This is a genomic window from Streptomyces avermitilis MA-4680 = NBRC 14893 (assembly GCF_000009765.2).
Lineage (GTDB): Bacteria > Actinomycetota > Actinomycetes > Streptomycetales > Streptomycetaceae > Streptomyces > Streptomyces avermitilis.
This window is the reverse complement of sequence record NC_003155.5, coordinates 5,615,906-5,632,011: the sequence shown is the minus strand read 5'-3', so window position 1 is coordinate 5,632,011 and position 16,106 is coordinate 5,615,906. Positions and strand designations below refer to the sequence as shown.

The 16,106-nt window shown below is 72.1% G+C and carries 12 protein-coding genes and 2 pseudogenes; 4 read left to right on the top strand and 10 right to left on the bottom strand.

Annotated elements, in window-relative coordinates:
• Positions 1-72: 72 nt before the first annotated feature.
• The gene (bldG, locus tag SAVERM_RS23820; RefSeq protein WP_010986038.1) at positions 73-414 is read right to left on the bottom strand and encodes an anti-sigma factor antagonist BldG; all 342 of its coding nucleotides are present in this window, start codon (positions 412-414) and stop codon (positions 73-75) included.
• A gap of 80 nt (positions 415-494) precedes the next feature.
• On the opposite strand from bldG, the gene SAVERM_RS23815 reads away from it, so the two are divergent.
• The gene (locus tag SAVERM_RS23815) at positions 495-3,002 is read left to right on the top strand and encodes a DEAD/DEAH box helicase (RefSeq protein ID WP_010986037.1); all 2,508 of its coding nucleotides are present in this window, start codon (positions 495-497) and stop codon (positions 3,000-3,002) included.
• Here SAVERM_RS23815 and SAVERM_RS23810 read toward each other — a convergent pair.
• The 7 genes and pseudogenes from SAVERM_RS23810 to ssd all read right to left on the bottom strand — a co-directional run bounded on the left by SAVERM_RS23810 (position 2,999) and on the right by ssd (position 8,313).
• The gene (locus SAVERM_RS23810; RefSeq protein ID WP_401655480.1) at positions 2,999-3,430 is read right to left on the bottom strand and encodes an Rv3654c family TadE-like protein; all 432 of its coding nucleotides are present in this window, start codon (positions 3,428-3,430) and stop codon (positions 2,999-3,001) included. The genes SAVERM_RS23815 and SAVERM_RS23810 overlap by 4 nt on opposite strands.
• Positions 3,431-3,444: 14 nt before the next feature.
• Positions 3,445-3,813: a TadE family type IV pilus minor pilin gene (locus SAVERM_RS23805; protein ID WP_037649131.1), complete on the bottom strand. Its 369-nt coding sequence runs from the start codon at positions 3,811-3,813 to the stop codon at positions 3,445-3,447.
• 58 nt (positions 3,814-3,871) lie between these two features.
• On the bottom strand, positions 3,872-4,105 hold the full coding sequence (locus tag SAVERM_RS40365) for a DUF4244 domain-containing protein (RefSeq protein WP_010986034.1): 234 nt from the start codon (positions 4,103-4,105) through the stop codon (positions 3,872-3,874).
• A gap of 119 nt (positions 4,106-4,224) precedes the next feature.
• Positions 4,225-5,014: pseudogene (locus SAVERM_RS23800) on the bottom strand (type II secretion system F family protein).
• Positions 5,011-5,845: pseudogene (locus tag SAVERM_RS23795) on the bottom strand (type II secretion system F family protein). Before SAVERM_RS23795 ends, SAVERM_RS23800 begins: the two co-directional pseudogenes overlap by 4 nt.
• 75 nt (positions 5,846-5,920) lie before the next feature.
• Positions 5,921-7,222, bottom strand: coding sequence for a TadA family conjugal transfer-associated ATPase (locus tag SAVERM_RS23790; protein WP_010986030.1), 1,302 nt, complete (start codon positions 7,220-7,222; stop codon positions 5,921-5,923).
• Positions 7,219-8,313 (bottom strand): septum site-determining protein Ssd, encoded by a 1,095-nt coding sequence (ssd, locus tag SAVERM_RS23785; RefSeq protein WP_010986029.1) that lies wholly within the window; start codon positions 8,311-8,313, stop codon positions 7,219-7,221. The genes SAVERM_RS23790 and ssd overlap by 4 nt, the downstream gene beginning before the upstream one ends.
• A 579-nt stretch (positions 8,314-8,892) precedes the next feature.
• On the opposite strand from ssd, the gene SAVERM_RS23780 reads away from it, so the two are divergent.
• Positions 8,893-9,726, top strand: coding sequence for an HAD family hydrolase (locus SAVERM_RS23780; protein ID WP_010986028.1), 834 nt, complete (start codon positions 8,893-8,895; stop codon positions 9,724-9,726).
• Positions 9,727-10,119: 393 nt separating this feature from the next.
• Here the strand turns inward: SAVERM_RS23780 and SAVERM_RS23775 are convergent, their stop codons facing one another.
• On the bottom strand, positions 10,120-10,944 hold the full coding sequence (locus SAVERM_RS23775) for a Fic family protein (RefSeq protein WP_010986027.1): 825 nt from the start codon (positions 10,942-10,944) through the stop codon (positions 10,120-10,122).
• 101 nt (positions 10,945-11,045) lie between these two features.
• On the opposite strand from SAVERM_RS23775, the gene SAVERM_RS23770 reads away from it, so the two are divergent.
• Positions 11,046-12,026: an ATP-binding protein gene (locus tag SAVERM_RS23770; RefSeq protein ID WP_037649123.1), complete on the top strand. Its 981-nt coding sequence runs from the start codon at positions 11,046-11,048 to the stop codon at positions 12,024-12,026.
• Here SAVERM_RS23770 and SAVERM_RS23765 read toward each other — a convergent pair.
• Complete coding sequence (locus SAVERM_RS23765; protein WP_010986025.1) at positions 12,016-13,287, bottom strand: polysaccharide deacetylase family protein; 1,272 nt, start codon at positions 13,285-13,287, stop codon at positions 12,016-12,018. The genes SAVERM_RS23770 and SAVERM_RS23765 overlap by 11 nt on opposite strands.
• Positions 13,288-13,604: 317 nt before the next feature.
• Here SAVERM_RS23765 and SAVERM_RS23760 point away from each other — a divergent pair, with 317 nt between their 5' ends.
• A complete protein-coding gene (locus SAVERM_RS23760) occupies positions 13,605-15,980 on the top strand; it encodes a bifunctional SulP family inorganic anion transporter/carbonic anhydrase (RefSeq protein ID WP_010986024.1) in 2,376 nt (791 codons plus the stop codon).
• The last annotated feature ends 126 nt before the right edge of the window (positions 15,981-16,106 follow it).

Genomic DNA, 16,106 nt, shown 5'->3' with positions numbered 1-16,106 from the left:
CCCCCGTCCTTTTGCTTCTGCCGTTTTGGGCGCGTGACTTCTGCCGCCCGGGCACAGGGGCCCGAGGCGGGGTCAGTCGGTGGCCGCCACCGCTTCCTCGACCGAGGTGTGGATCGGGAACACCTTGGTGAGACCGGTGATGCGGAAGATCTTCAGAATGCGCTCCTGGTTGCAGACCAGTCGCAGCGAGCCCTCATGGGCACGCACCCGCTTCAGGCCGCCGACCAGCACGCCGAGACCGGTGGAGTCGAGGAAATCCACGCCCTCCATGTCGACGACAAGATGGAAATTGCCGTCGTTCACCAGCTCGACCAACTGCTCGCGCAGCTTGGGCGCGGTATATACATCGATTTCGCCACCGACCTCGACGACCGTACGATCGCCGACGGTACGGGTCGACAGGGACAGGTCCACGGATCCTCCAGCACCTTGCTATCGAGCGGTCGCCCCTCGGGACACCTCGGCGGAGCCCCCGGGACGGTTCGCCAGCCGCGATGGCATTCAATCACTTACCGGCAGGCGTGCACGACGCCTTGGGTCCATTGTCCGTCATGCCAGTGACACACTCGTTGCCGATGGCCAAGAATCACCGACCCGATCGATCCTCGTCGGACACCGCATCCAGCCCCTCGCCGGGCACGGTCCTGGACCGGCTCGCCTCGGGGCCGAGCCGAGCTTCGCGCATCACTCATACGGAGCACTTGCCCCCGCGTGAGGGTCGCCATGCCGTGTGGCCCGACCGGATCCGTTCGGAGGTCATCGCCGCGGTGCAGGCCGCGGGCATCGAACACCCCTGGGCCCACCAGGCACGGGCGGCCGAGCACGCCCTGGACGGCGAGTCGGTGGTCGTCGCCACAGGCACCGCCTCCGGCAAGTCCCTGGCGTACCTCGTACCGGCCCTGTCGGCCCTCCTGGACGGCTCCGAGGCCCCCAATGGGCGTGGCGCGACGGCCCTGTACCTCGCCCCGACGAAGGCCCTGGCAGCGGATCAGTGCCGCTCTGTGAAGGAACTTTCACAACCTCTGGGCACCGCCGTGCGCCCCGCGGTCTACGACGGCGACACGCCCGTCGAGGAACGCGAATGGGTACGTCAGTACGCCAACTACGTCCTGACCAACCCCGACATGCTGCACCGCGGCATATTGCCCGCACACCCGCGCTGGTCCTCCTTCCTGCGTGCCCTGCGCTATGTCGTCATCGACGAGTGCCACACCTACCGGGGCGTCTTCGGCTCCCACGTCGCCCAGGTACTGCGCCGATTGCGCCGTCTGTGCGCGCGGTACGGCGCGTCGCCGGTGTTCCTGCTGGCCTCCGCCACCGCCGCCGAGCCCTCGGTCGCCGCGTCCCGTCTCACGGGCCTGCGGGTCGTGGAGGTCGCGGACGACGCCTCCCCACGGGGGGAACTGGTGTTCGCCCTCTGGGAGCCCCCGCTCACCGAGCTGCACGGCGAGAAGGGCGCGCCCGTCCGCCGCACCGCCACCGCCGAGACCGCCGACCTCCTGACCGACCTGACCCTGCAAGGCGTGCGCTCGGTCGCCTTCGTACGCTCCCGGCGTGGCGCCGAGCTGATCGCGGTGATCGCCCAGGAACGCCTCGCCGAGATCGACCGCTCACTCGCCCGGCGAGTGGCCGCCTACCGCGGCGGCTACCTACCGGAGGAACGCCGCGCCCTCGAACGCGCCCTGCACTCCGGCGAACTCCTCGGCCTCGCCGCCACCACCGCCCTCGAACTCGGCGTCGACGTGTCGGGGCTGGACGCCGTCGTCATCGCCGGCTACCCGGGGACTCGGGCATCCCTCTGGCAGCAGGCCGGCCGCGCCGGACGCTCGGGGCAGGGGGCGCTGGCGATCCTGGTCGCGCGCGACGACCCGCTGGACACGTTCCTCGTCCACCACCCCGAGGCCCTGTTCGACCAGCCGGTGGAGTCCACGGTCCTCGACCCCGACAACCCGTACGTCCTCGCGCCGCACCTGTGCGCTGCGGCCGAGGAACTGCCTTTGGTGGAAGAGGACCTGGCACTGTTCGGCCCGTCCACCGCAGACCTGCTGCCACAGCTGGAGGCCGCGAAGCTGCTGCGCCGCCGCACCAAGGCGTGGCACTGGACACGCCGGGAGCGAGCCGCGGACCTCACGGACATCCGCGGGGAGGGCGGGCGGCCCGTGCAGATCGTCGAGGCCGGCACCGGGCGGCTGCTCGGCACGGTCGACGCGGGCGCCGCGCACACCACCGTGCACGAGGGCGCGGTCCATCTGCACCAGGGCCGTACCTACCTGGTGCGTGAGCTGGACCTGGAGGATTCCGTCGCCCTGGTCGAGGAGGCCAATCCGTCGTATTCGACGGTCGCCCGGGACACGACCGCCATCTCGGTCCTGGAGACGGACGTCGAAGTTCCCTGGGGCGAAGGCCGGTTGTGCTACGGCTCCGTCGAGGTCACCAACCAAGTCGTCTCCTTCCTGCGTCGCAGACTCATCACCGGCGAAGTGCTCGGCGAGACCAAACTCGACCTTCCGCCACGTACGCTCCGCACTCGCGCCGTGTGGTGGACGGTCACCGAGGATCAGCTGGACGCGGCGCGGATCACCCCGGAGATCCTCGGCGGCGCCCTGCACGCCGCCGAGCACGCGTCGATCGGCATGCTCCCGCTGTTCGCCACGTGCGACCGCTGGGACATCGGCGGCGTCTCGGTCCCACTGCACCCGGACACGCTCCTGCCGACGGTCTTCGTCTACGACGGCCATCCGGGTGGCGCGGGATTCGCGGAGCGCGCCTTCCACACGGCCCGCGACTGGCTCACCGCCACCCGCCAGGCCATCGCATCCTGCGAGTGCGACGCCGGCTGCCCGTCCTGCATCCAGTCCCCCAAGTGCGGCAACGGAAACGATCCGCTCCACAAACGGGGGGCCGTGCGGCTGCTGTCGGTGCTGTTGCGAGGGGCGGCGGAGCAGGAGAAGGCGGGTCTGCCGAAGGAGCCCGCACGGGCGGCGGAATCGTCCGCGGACTAAGGCATCGCCTCCCTTCCGGGACGAGCGGACGTCCGGGAGACGGCGCCCGGGGGCACCGGGACGACTGGTCCTGCCGGACCGGGCGGCACCACCGCGTCGGCCGGCCCAGCCGGTCCCGCTCTCGCCCTCACCTCCGCCGTGAAAGGCCCTCGCCCCGACGTCGCCGTCACGTCCGAGATCTCTCCCTCGACCGCGCACCGCACCAGCCTGCCGCCCTGCGCTCGCGCAACCCGGTCCGCCATGGCGCACGCCCCCCCGCCGGCGTCCGCCCAGTGGTCCGCGGCCGCGAGCGCCGCCAGGTCGGCCGCGGACGCCGCCCGATGGCGGGTCACCACCGCCTGGCTCATCGCGAGGACGGCGCCGAAGACGACGCACAGGCCGGCGATCGCGCAGACGACCCAGACGCTGGCCGAGCCCCGGTCCCTCACCGAGCCCCGGTCCCTCACGGCTGCACCCCCACCGTGTCCACCTCCACGGTCTCCTCCGCCAACGCGACCGCCGCGTCGCCGAGTTCGGGAGTCAGCGCTCTTGGCCCGGGCGGATGCGCCACGACCACCACGCGCACCATGTCGCCCTCCCGGCTCACCGTGACCCTCGCCCCGCGTGGCGCCGCCTGCCGGGCCACCGCCGTGACCGCATCGGGCGGATCCTGCCGCGCCGCCGCTCGCGCCCCCGCTCGCGCCGCGTCCACACACTGAATCTGCGCGGACGCGGCCAGCAGCGCCCAGACGAGAGCCATCGCGAAGAGCACCAGAGCGGGCAGGACGACCGCGGCCTCCGCCGTGACAAACCCACCGTCCCGGCCAGGCATCCCGCGAGCCCCACGGCGCTCACCGCACGGGCCGCAGGCCGCGCCCGCCGCTCCCCGTTCACATCCGGACATCGAGCGCCCGCCCCACGATGTCCTGCAACTCCGCGCTGACCTGCCCGCTCGTCAGCACCTTGTAGAGCACCGCCGCGAACGCCACCGCCGCGATGATCCCCATCGCGTACTCGGACGTGACCATTCCCGCGTCCTCACGCGCCCTGCCTCGTACGCCATGCACCGCTGCCCGCACCCTGCGCACCAGCACACCCACCCGTACTCGTACTGTCCTGCCCATCTCAACCCCCGTGAATTTCAGGCCCTGTCGGCCCGCACTTGTCGGCCCACGTCGTCGGCCCACGCCTATCGGTCAATTTCTGTCGGTCCCTCGCCGTGTTCAGCACGCTTCGTACGACGTCATCCGCTCCCTCCCTCCAGCAGCCCGCCCGCCAGTCCGATCACCACGGGCAGTACGCCGACCGTGATGAACGCGGGCAGGAAGCACAGCCCCACCGGAGCAGTGATCAGCACACCCGCCCGGCGCGCCCGTGCCGTGGCCGTACGCCCCCATTCGGCGCGGGCCTCCGCCGCGAGGCGCCCGACCGGTCCTGCCGCCGGTACGCCCGACTCACCCGCCCGTTCCAGGAGCAGGGCCAGCGCCCCGGCGCGCGGCACCGACGCCAGCCTCCGCCACGCGTCCGCCGGCTCACCCCCGAGCCGCACCTCGGCGGCCCCCGTCGCCAGCCGCTCCCCGACGGGCCCCTGCAGCGCCTCTCCGACCGCGCTGGGCCGCCGTGACCGGACTCGCGCCCGCCGCGATGCACGCCGCCAGCAGATCGGCCGCCAGCGGGAGTTGACGGGCGGCCACGGCAGGGTCGTACTCCTCCGCGGGGACAGCGCTGCCGCTCTCCCGCCGAAGCCGCCACCACGACACCCCGGCTCCCGCGATCAGCCCCACCACCACTCCGCCCAGGCCGCCGAACAGCACCCAACCGGAGCACAGCGCCCCCGCCCCCGGAAGCCACCGCAGCACCGTCCCCCGCACCTCGAACCGCCGTCGTGCAGGCGCACCGTGCAGGACCAGCAGCACACCCAGCCGCCGGCGCATCCGCCGCTCTCGCCGAGCGGCGGCGAGCGCCCGCGCCAGCCACCACAGCGCCGACGCTCCCCACACAACCCCCAGCCTGTGGACAACTTCCGCGCTCATGCCGCCTCCGCTCCCCGTACGATCCGCAGCGCCCACCACAGACCCGCGCCTTCCAGCACCGCGCCGGCCAGCAGACAGGCCAGGCCCGCGCCGGTGTGGAGCACGACGTGCAGCGGGTCGGCGCCCAGTGCCGTGCCCAGCAGGAGACCCAGGACCGGCAGGGCGGCGAGCATCACCGCCGTGGAGCGCGCGCCCGCCAACTGGGCGCGCAGTTCGGCCCGTTGGTCCCGCTCGGCGCGCAGCGCCGCCTCCAACCGGTCCAGCCCGGCCGCCAGGCCCGCGCCCCGGTCCACGGCCACCCGCCAGCACGCCCCGAGCCCCAGCAGCCCCTCGGCACCGGGCTGACCGGCCGCGTCGGCGAGCGCCCCGGGCACATCCCCGCCGAACCGCGCCGCCGCCAGCACCGCCGCCTGCGCGTCGCCCAGCCCGCCCGAGTCACCCGCCGCGTGGAGCAGCGCCTCGCCCGGCTGCCGTCCGGCGCGCACCTCTCCGGCGAGCGCCCCGCACAGCCCGATCACCGCCTCTCCCCGCCGCTCCCGTGCCCGCCGCGCCTCCGCGGCCAGCCCGCACCCGGCGCAGCAGTGGCACCCCGACGGCCCCGGCCGCCAGTGGCAGCACGGACGCACCCAGCACCGCGATGACCAGCCCGGCCACCACCGACCACCACTCGGCCCGCAGCCGCCGCAGCCCGGCCAACGCCCGCTCCCACGGCGGCGGCCCGCCCCCGGCCACCCCGCCTTCCGCGAAGAGCAACCGTGCCCGCCGTATCCCCACGTCGCGCCCGCCCATCAGCCAGGCGGCGGCTCCGGCACATGCCAGGCCCGCGCCCATCGACAGCTCATCGATCCCGGTCACAGCGCCCGACTCCCCTCCTGAAACAGCCCTCACAGCGGCCCACGACCGTCCTCACAGCGGTTCGCCTCCTTCCCGAAGCAGCCCCCGCAGCCGCTCCCAGCCCCGCTCGTACGTGAACGTCTCCGCGCCCCACCGCAGCGCGGGCACCGTCACCACCAGCCCCGACGCGTCCCGCTCCAGCACATGCACCTCGGCGATGCGCCGCCGCCCGGCCCGGTCGCGCACAAGATGCAGGACCACCGACAGCGCGGCCGCCAACTGGCTGTGCAGCGCGGCCCGGTCCAGGCCGGCGGCCGTGCCCAGCGCCTCCAGCCGGGCCGGCACCTGGGCCGCCGCGTTCGCGTGGACGGTGCCGCACCCGCCGTCATGTCCCGTGTTCAGCGCGGCCAGCAGGGACACGACCTCGGGACCGCGCACCTCTCCGACGACGAGCCGGTCGGGTCTCATCCGCAGGGCCTGGCGCACGAGTTCCTGAAGTGTCACCAGCCCGACGCCCTCCTGGTTGGCGGGCCGGCCCTCGAGGCGCACCACATGCGGATGGTCGGGCCGCAGCTCCGCCGAGTCCTCCGCCAGCACGATCCGCTCCCCCGGCCCGACCAGGCCAAGGAGCGCACTCAGCAAGGTCGTCTTGCCCGATCCCGTCCCGCCGCTGATCAAAAACGACAGCCTGGCCTCCAGCAGCGCCCGCAGGACCCGGTCCCCGCCGGGCGGCACCGTCCCCGCCGCCACCAACTCGGCGAGGGTGAACGCCCGTGGCCGTACGACCCGCAGCGACAGACAGGCGGAGCCGACCGCGACCGGTTCGAGCACCGCGTGCAGGCGGGTGCCGTCCGGCAGCCTCGCGTCGGCCCACGGCCGGGCGTCGTCGAGGCGCCGCCCGGCCACGGCGGCCAGCCGCTGCGCCAGGCGTCGTACGGCCGCAGCATCCGGGAAGGACACCGCTGTCAGCTCCAGCCCGCCGCCTCGGTCCACCCACACCCGGTCCGGCGCCGACACCAGCACATCGGTGACCGAGGGGTCGGCGAGCAGCGGCTCCAGGGGCCCGCTGCCCACCAGTTCCGAGCGAAACCGCTCGGCCGCGCCGAGGACTTCGGCGTCCCCCAGCACCCTTCCCCGCTCCCGCAGGGCCTGCGCCACGCGCGCGGGCGTCGGCTCGGCCCCGCTCTCGGCCAGCCACTGCCGCACCCCCTCCAGCAGCCCCGCGCTCAGATCGTCCCGGGCACCGGATCCCCCGCCGGCCGGCGCACCCCGTCCGACGACGCCTCCCGCGCCCCCACCGAAAACCGACCCCGTGGCGCCGTCCAGGCCCGCCGCGCGGTCCAGGCCGGCCCCCGCGTCCCATCCCCCGCTCATACGCCACCCGCCTCGACCAGCGCCCGGTCCCAAAAGACCGCGCAGAACCGGGCGAGCGGCCCCCGCGCCGCTCCCCCGGGCGGCACGCCGCCGTCCGGCACCGGTGGCTCGGCCGGTACCTCACCGAGCAGCGGCAGCCCGAGCAGCCGAGCCACCTCGCGGTCGTCGAGCCCGGGCGCGTACGGCCCGCGTACCGCGACCCGCAGATCACCCAGGACCATGCCGGCGGCCGACGCCACCCGTGCCGCCGCCGCGATCGCGCGCAGCTCGGCGGGGACAACCAGCACGCCGAGGTCCACCTGGGCGAGCGCTTCGGCGGCTCCCTCGTCGACGCGGCGCGGGAGGTCGACGACGACGGCTCCGCCGCGCCGCCTGGCCGCGGCCAGGACCGCACGGACGGCCTGGGGCGGGACAGCCACCGCGTCACCCCGGTCCCAGCTCAGCACCCGTAACGCGTGCAGTTCGGGCAGGGACTCCTCCAGGGCGCCGCCGCCGACCCGGCCACGGGAGGCGGCGAACGCCGGCCAGCGCAGCCCTTCGGCTGTCTCGCCGCCGAGGAGTACGTCGAGTCCGCCGCCCAGCGGATCCGCGTCCACGAGCAGGGTGCGCCTGCCCTGGCGCGCCGAGGTGACGGCGAGCGCGCAGGCCAGCGTGGACGCGCCGGCCCCGCCGCGACCGCCGATCACGCCCACGGTGAGCGCGGGCCGGCCGACTCCTTCGGCCACGTCGGCGATGCGGTCGACCAGCCATTGCTCGCCATCCGGCAGCAGCAGGACATGGTCCGCGCCGATCTCCACGGCCCGCCGCCAGACCCCGGAGTCGTCCTGATCCCGCCCCACCAGCACGACTCCGCGTCGCCGCGCGGCCCCGCGGACGCGCCGCGCGGCGTCGTCTCCGACGAGCACCAGCGGTGCGGCCTCCCAGGTGCCCCTGCCGTCGGGCACGGTGTGGTGGACTTCCGGTCTGGCGCCCGCGGCCGCGCACAGGCGCAGCAGGTCGTCGAGGAGTTCAACGTCCTCGGTGACGATCAGCGGTCCGCCCTGCCGCCCCTGGGCGGCGGCCGCGTGGTCGTGGGTGATGGCTCCCGCCATGATCTCCAGCCCCCTTCGCTGCTTCTTCCGCGAAGTCAGCAGAGCTCTCTGCAGACCCGCGATTCCCTCTCGTGTGAAGAACCGGCAACCGGTCTCCATATGAACGGCCGATGCGAACCGGCCATAACGCCCGGCAAACGGACCCGGCCATGAACTCGCCGCGAGCCGACGCGTGGGAATCACGGTGCAGCGATCCCGGAAATCGTGTGGATCTTGGTCGAAAACTGTGGACAACCCAGTGGTTGTGAATATCGCCCTCACCCATACGGGTGACCCCTGTACGACTCCCGGAGCGCAGCGCTACGGCTACACACAGTGACGGATCACGGGAATAAAAAAGAGCGGCCCGGGAGGCCGCGACGAGGCTCAAAAACCGTTGAAAGAAGGAGGAAAACCCATCCGGACATGCGACGACCCCCGCCGGGGGGGAGAGCGGGGGTCGTCCCCACGGCCGACTCGGGGGGGGAGGAGTCGGACCGGGTTAGCACGGTCGCGAACGATCCGTGACTTCCATGGTGTACCCGAGAGCCCTCTCAGGCAAACCCACGCGCCACACCTTACGCCGAATGGTGGGCGCCTATGCTCGGGCCCGTGGAAAACCACTCCTTGCCTCGCACAGCAGCCTTCTTTGACCTGGACAAGACGGTCATTGCGAAGTCGAGCACACTCACGTTCAGCAAGTCGTTCTACCAAGGCGGCCTGATCAACCGCAGAGCCGTGTTGCGTACCGCATATGCCCAGTTCGTGTTCCTCGCGGGCGGCGCCGACCACGACCAGATGGAACGGATGCGCGAGTACCTCTCCGCACTGTGCCGCGGCTGGAACGTCCGACAGGTCAAGGAGATCGTCGCCGAGACGCTGCACGACCTGATCGACCCGATCATCTACGACGAGGCCGCGTCCCTCATCGAGGAGCACCACACCGCCGGACGGGACGTCGTGATCGTCTCCACGTCCGGCGCCGAGGTCGTGGAGCCGATCGGCGAACTGCTGGGCGCTGACCGAGTGGTGGCCACCCGCATGATCGTGGGCGACGACGGCTGCTTCACGGGCGAGGTGGAGTACTACGCGTACGGGCCGACGAAGGCCGAGGCGATCAAGGAGCTGGCCGCGTCCGAGGGGTACGACCTCGCACGCTGCTACGCGTACAGCGATTCGGCGACCGACCTCCCGATGCTGGAGTCCGTCGGCCATCCGCACGCCGTGAATCCGGACCGCGCGCTGCGCCGCGAGGCGATCGCCCGGCAGTGGCCCATTCTGGACTTCCACCGGCCGGTCCGGCTGAAGCAGCGGCTGCCCGCACTGTCGGTGCCGCCGCGCCCGGCGCTGGTCGCGGCGGCCGCGATAGGCGCCGCGGCGGCCACCGCCGGCCTTGTCTGGTACACGAACCGGCGGCGCGCGACAGCGATGTGATCCCGCCGCGCGCACAGGGACCCTCCCGGCCGGATTCGAGCACCCCCTCGCCCGATTCGCCTCTATTTGAATGCAAAAGTAAAGAAGTGCATCCAGGGCTTCCGCTTACTCGGCACCTGGAGTACAAAGGGGTTAACGGCCCGCGAGACCAAGGACATCCGAGAGGATTACCTTTTAAACGCATTTGGCCACACGGACCGCGCATGAACACCAGGCACCCACGCGACGTCGACCCGTCGATTACGGGCCAGCCGCACCAGGCCACGGGCAGCAGTTCCCGACCTGATGGGCAACATTCGAGGACGCTTGGTAACCCGGTGGACATGCCAGCGGCGGTACGAGACCTCGTACCGCCGCAACCCTTTTCTCAACGCCTGTAGGGCGTTACACCCCCTACGCGGCGCCGCGCTGAAGCGCCTCGCACACCGCCGTCGACTCCCGGACCCCCAGCTCGATCGCCTTGCCGCAATGGGCGATCCACGCCGCCATGCCCTCGGGCGTGCCGGAGACATAGCCGTCGAGGGCCGCCGCATAGGCCGCACGGCCGAGTTCGGCGTGACCGACCTCGGCCGGACAGATGGACTTCGGGTCGAGGCCGCTGCCGATCAGGACGATGCGTTCGGCCGTGCGCGCGACCAGGCCGTTGTGGGAGCCGAAGGGGCGCAGCGCGAGCAGTTCGCCGTGCACGACGGCCGCCGTCACCAGGGCCGGCGCCGAGCCGCCCGCGATGATCAGCTGCGAGAGCCCTTCGAGCCGGCCCGCGACCTCCCGCGCGTCCGGCAGCGGCAGTTCGACGAGCGGCTCGTCGACCGGCTCACCGTCCTGCCGGGGCCGGCCGACCTCGTCCTCCTTGCCCGCGGCCGCCACCAGGTGCAGCCGAGCCAGCACCCGCAGGGGCGACTGCCGCCAGATGGACAGGAGCTGCCCCGCCTCGGCCGTCAGCCTGAGGGCCGCGCCGACCGTACGGGCCTCGTCGTCACCGCTGAAGTCGGTACGCCGGCGCACCTCCTCCAGGGCCCAGTCGGCACCGGACAGCGCCGCAGAGCCACGGGCGCCACGCAGCGCCGCCTCGGAGGTGATCTCGTTGCTGCGGCGCCGCATGACCCGGTGTCCGTAGACCCGGTCCACGGCCTTGCGCACGGACTCCACGGACTCGGCCACACCGGGCAGCGCCCCCAGGGCCGCGAGCGGATCGGCGGCCGCACCTGTCGTACTCATGAGTACGACACTACGCAACCCGCCCGCGCCCCTCACGAAGGAGTGGTCTTCTTCACGTCGGACGAGCACGAAGAGCAATCATCCCACTACCCTTGGTGAACATGAAAATTGCTTTCGTCGGGAAGGGCGGCAGCGGCAAGACCACGCTGTCCTCCCTGTTCATCCGCCATCTCGCCGCCACCGCGGCGCCCGTCGTCGCCGTCGACGCCGACATCAACCAGCACCTGGGGGCCGCGCTCGGCCTCGACGAGGCCGAGGCCGCCGGGCTGCCCGCCATGGGTGAGCGACTGGGCCTGATCAAGGACTATCTGCGCGGCTCCAACCCGCGTATCGCGTCCGCCGACACGATGATCAAGACCACCCCGCCCGGCGAGGGCTCCCGGCTGCTGCGGGTGCGCGAGAGCAATCCCGTGTACGAGGCATGCGCGCGCACCGTGGAACTCGACGGCGGCGCCGTCCGTTTGATGGTCACCGGCCCCTTCACCGACGCCGACCTCGGGGTCGCCTGCTACCACTCCAAGACGGGAGCGGTGGAGCTGTGCCTGAACCATCTGGTCGACGGCCCGGGTGAATACGTGGTGGTCGACATGACGGCGGGCTCGGACTCCTTCGCGTCCGGCATGTTCACCCGCTTCGACATCACGTTCCTCGTCGCCGAGCCGACCCGGAAGGGAGTCTCCGTCTATCGCCAGTACAAGGAGTACGCCCGTGACTTCGGGGTCGCCCTGAAGGTCGTCGGCAACAAGGTGCAGGGCCAGGACGACCTCGACTTCCTGCGCGCCGAGGTCGGCGAGGACCTGCTCGTGACGGTCGGGCACTCGAACTGGGTGCGCGCCATGGAGAAGGGGCGCCCGCCCCGCTTCGAGCTTCTGGAGGACGCCAACCACCGCGCGCTGCGCACGCTGCAAAGCGCCGCCGACGCCACGTACGAGCTGCGGGACTGGGAGTCCTACACCCGCCAGATGGTGCACTTCCACCTGAAGAACGCCGGCAACTGGGGCAACGAGCGCACCGGGACCGACCTGGCGGCGCAGGTCGACCCCGGTTTCGTGCTCAGCGAGGGTCTCGTGGCTACGGCTTGAACGCCGGCGCGCCCGGGACCCCCTTCGGGGCCGGAGCAGGCGGCCGGCCCGGGAGGAAGGCCGCCCAGCCCTGCCTCGGGGCCTCGCCGACCGTCAGCTTGCGCAGCTTCTGAAGAACCTGCGGGTCCTGCGCGTCCAGCCAGTCGACGAGCTGGTGGAACGACACGCAGCGCACCTCGTCCATGGTGCAGACGCTCTCGATGACCTCCTGGACGGCGCGCATGTACGTGCCGCCGTTCCAGGACTCGAAGTGGTTGCCGATGATCAGCGGCGCACGGTTGCCGTCGTAGGCGCGGCGGAAGCCTTCGAGCAGTCCGTCACGCATCTGGTCACCCCAGAGCTGCCGCTTGGCGGGGTCGCCCTGGGTCTGGGTGCCGGACTGGTTGACCATGAAGTTGTAGTCCATGGTGAGCTGCTCGTAGGAGTGCCCGGGGAAGGGCACGAGCTGCATCGACAGATCCCACAGGCCCTCCCTCTTCTTGGGCCAGACCTGATTGTTGACGCCCGAGGTGTCATAGCGGAAGCCCAGGTCACGGGCCGCCTTCACGAAGTTCTCCTGCCCCTCCAGGCAGGGCGTGCGGGCGCCGATGAGCTCCTTGTCGTAGTCGAAGGGCAGTGGCGCCGCCTTCGCCAGGTCCGCGTTGGTCTTCCAGGACTTCACGAACGACTTCGCCTGGGCGATCTCGTCCTTCCACTCCTCGACCGACCACTCGCCGACGCCGCCGCCCTTGCCGCAGAAGTGGCCGTTGAAGTGGGTGCCGATCTCGTTGCCCTCCAGCCACGCCAGACGCAGCTGCTTCGCGGTCTCCTTGATTCCGTGCTGGTCGTTGAAGCCGATGTCCGAACGGCCCGGCGAGTGCTCAGGCGGCTTGTACAGGTCCCGCTTCTCCTCCGGCAGCAGGTACACCCCGCTCAGGAAGTACGTCATCGAGGCGTTGTTGGCCTTGGCCACCTTGCGGAAGTGCGAGAACAGCTTCTGGCTGTCCTCTCCGGCGCCGTCCCAGGAGAAGACGACGAACTGCGGGGGCTTCTGGCCGGGCTTGAGCCGCTCGGGCCTGGGCAGATGCGGCTGCGCGCCCGTGTACGAGGTGGAGCCGTCGCCGATCAGGCGGACGGCGCTCTTCGGTGCGGGGGCACCCGCCTTCTCGGGGCCGTACGCGCCTTCCTTGGAGCCAGTGGTGTCGCTCGCGCAACCGGCGAGCGCGGTGGCGCAGGCCGCGGCGAGTGCGACGCCCGCGGCGATCTTGTGGGTGGCGGCCATCTTCCGCCCACCTTCTTCCTTCAGTCGGGGCAACGCCGCTCAGGGCGCCGACAGCGCCGTCTACGTTGCACGCGACCTCGGAAGGAATTTGTATGACAAGCCGATAAAAATACCCGTTCACTCGCGAGAGTGATTTATTGACCTAAATGCCGTTATTATTCGCATTCATCCTTTACGCTGCATTACGATCCATTTACCGAGTGTTGAGATATCCCGCCGCTGCACGCCGTGACCCACGGCCGCGACCCGACCCCCGGCCATCGAGCCGGGGGACCACCTGTTCCGCGACCGCGCTGCCCCGGAGGAAGACGGGAAACATGTCCGCCTGCGTCCCCACCCGCGCCGCCGACTCGAATCGGACGAAGCGCATCCACCAGCCCCACAGCCCCCCGCCGCCCCAGCCCCGGCGCTTCCGCATCGCGGGCGCCGACTGGTCGGCCTCCATCGCGGTCTTCCTGATCGCCCTCCCCCTGTCCCTCGGCATCGCCCTCGCCACCGGCGCGCCACTCCAGTCCGGCCTGGTCGCCGCCGCCGTCGGCGGGCTCCTCGCCGGCCGCCTCGGCGGCTCCCCGCTCCAGGTCAGCGGCCCCGCCGCCGGACTCACCGTCGTCACCGCCGAACTCATCCACCGCTACGGATGGCGCACGACCTGCGCCATCACGGTGCTCGCCGGCGTCGCCCAGCTCGGCCTCGGCTGTCTGCGCGTGGCACGTACGGCGCTCGCGGTCAGCCCCGCGATCGTGCACGGCATGCTCGCCGGGATCGGCGTCACCATCGCCGTCGCCCAGCTGCACATCGTGCTCGGCGGCACCCCGCAGAGCTCCGTTCTCGCAAACCTCCACGCGCTGCCCGCCCAGTTGGCGCACCTACAGCCCGCCGCGGTGTCGATGAGCGCGCTGACACTGGCCCTGCTGCTGGCCTGGCCGCGGCTCCCGGGGCGCGTCGGGCGACTCCTGCGCACGATCCCGGCCGCACTCGTCGCCGTCGCCGGGGCCACCACGGCCGCCTCGCTCGCCGCACTGTCCCTGCCCAAGGTCGACCTGCCGTCCTGGCGCAGCCATGCGCTGGCCTCACTGCCCGAGGGCCCGGTGCTCGGTATTGCCGCCGCCGTGCTCACCACCACGCTGGTGTGCAGCGTGCAGTCGCTGCTCGGCGCCGTCGCCGTGGACAAGCTGACCGCCGGGCGCCCCCTCCCGAACAGGCGCTCCGACCTCGACCGGGAGCTGCTCGGCCAGGGCACCGCCAACATCGTCTCCGGCGCGCTCGGCGGACTTCCCGTGGCGGGCGTGGCCGTACGGACCTCGGCGAATGTGCGAGCCGGTGCCGTCAGTCGGAACTCCACGATGCTGCACGGCGTTTGGGTAGTAGTTGCCGCGCTGCTGATGGTCCCGATCCTCGAGCTGATCCCCCTCGCATCGCTCGCCGCCCTGGTGATGGCCGTCGGCATCCAGATGGTGTCCCTGCACCACATCCGCACGGTCACCCGCCACCGAGAGGTGCTGGTCTACGCCGTCACCACGCTCGGCGTCGTCCTGCTCGGCGTCCTGGAAGGCGTGACGCTGGGGGTCGCCGTGGCCGTCGCCGTCGCTCTGAACCGCCTCGCCCGCACCCGCATCACCCACGACGAACAGGAAGGAGTCCATTACGTACAAGTACGAGGACAGTTGACGTTCCTCGCCGTGCCGCGGCTGAGCCGTGCGCTGCATCTGGTGCCCCATGGGGCGGACGCCGTCGTGGAGTTGGACGGGTCGTTCATGGACCACGCGGCGTACGAGTCGTTGCAGGACTGGCAGACCGCGCACACCGCGCAGGGCGGCTCCGTCGAGTTCACCGGGCGGGCGGGCACCCGTATCTCCCTGCCGGCCATGGAAGCTCCGGCGGCCGAGCGGAGCACCGGGCTCGGGGAGGCCTCCGCCTGCCGCTGCCGCCCCTGGACGCCCTGGCGCAACCACCAGTGCGCGCGCCCGCAGCCAGCGCCACCCGGCGAAGACCCGGATGAGTCGGCCGCGACCGGGCCGAGCGGACATCAACTGGCACGTGGCATCAGTGCGTTCCAGCGCAACACCGCTCCCCTGGTGCGGGGCGAGCTGGCCCGGCTGGCGCGCGAGGGGCAGCGGCCGTCGCAGCTCTTCCTGACCTGCGCCGACTCCCGGCTCGTCACGTCGATGATCACCTCCAGTGGTCCCGGCGACCTCTTCGTCGTGCGCAATGTCGGCAACCTCGTGCCGCCGCCGGGCGAGGAGAGCGGGGACGACTCCGTGGCGGCGGCGATCGAGTACGCGGTCGACGTGCTCGAGGTGCGGTCCATCACGGTGTGCGGGCACTCCGGGTGCGGGGCGATGCAGGCCCTGCTGAGCAGCGATCCCGGTAGCTCACAGACGCCGCTCAAGCGGTGGCTGCGGTACGGGCTGCCGAGCCTGGAGCGGATGGCCGCCGAGGACCGGGCCCGACTCGCCGGGCGCGCGGCGGCCGACGCCGTCGAGGAGCTGTGTCTGACCAACGTGGTGCAGCAGTTGGCGCATCTGCGGGCGCACGAGTCCGTGGCGCGGGCCCTGCGCGAGGGTGCGCTCGAACTGCACGGGATGTACTTCCACGTGGGCGAGGCACAGGCGTACCTCCTGTCGGAGGACCCGGCCGCCGACGGGGTCTTCGCCCGGGTCACCGAGACGGCCCGGGACGACATGCCGGCGTGAACGGCCTCCGGGCCGCCCGGACCGCACTCGGCCGCCGGAACCGCACCCAGCGTCCCGGCGGCCCCCGCCCGCGCCCCTGCCCCTGCCCCCATCGCAGCCAGGCGCGGCCTGATCCTCGAGGTCGGC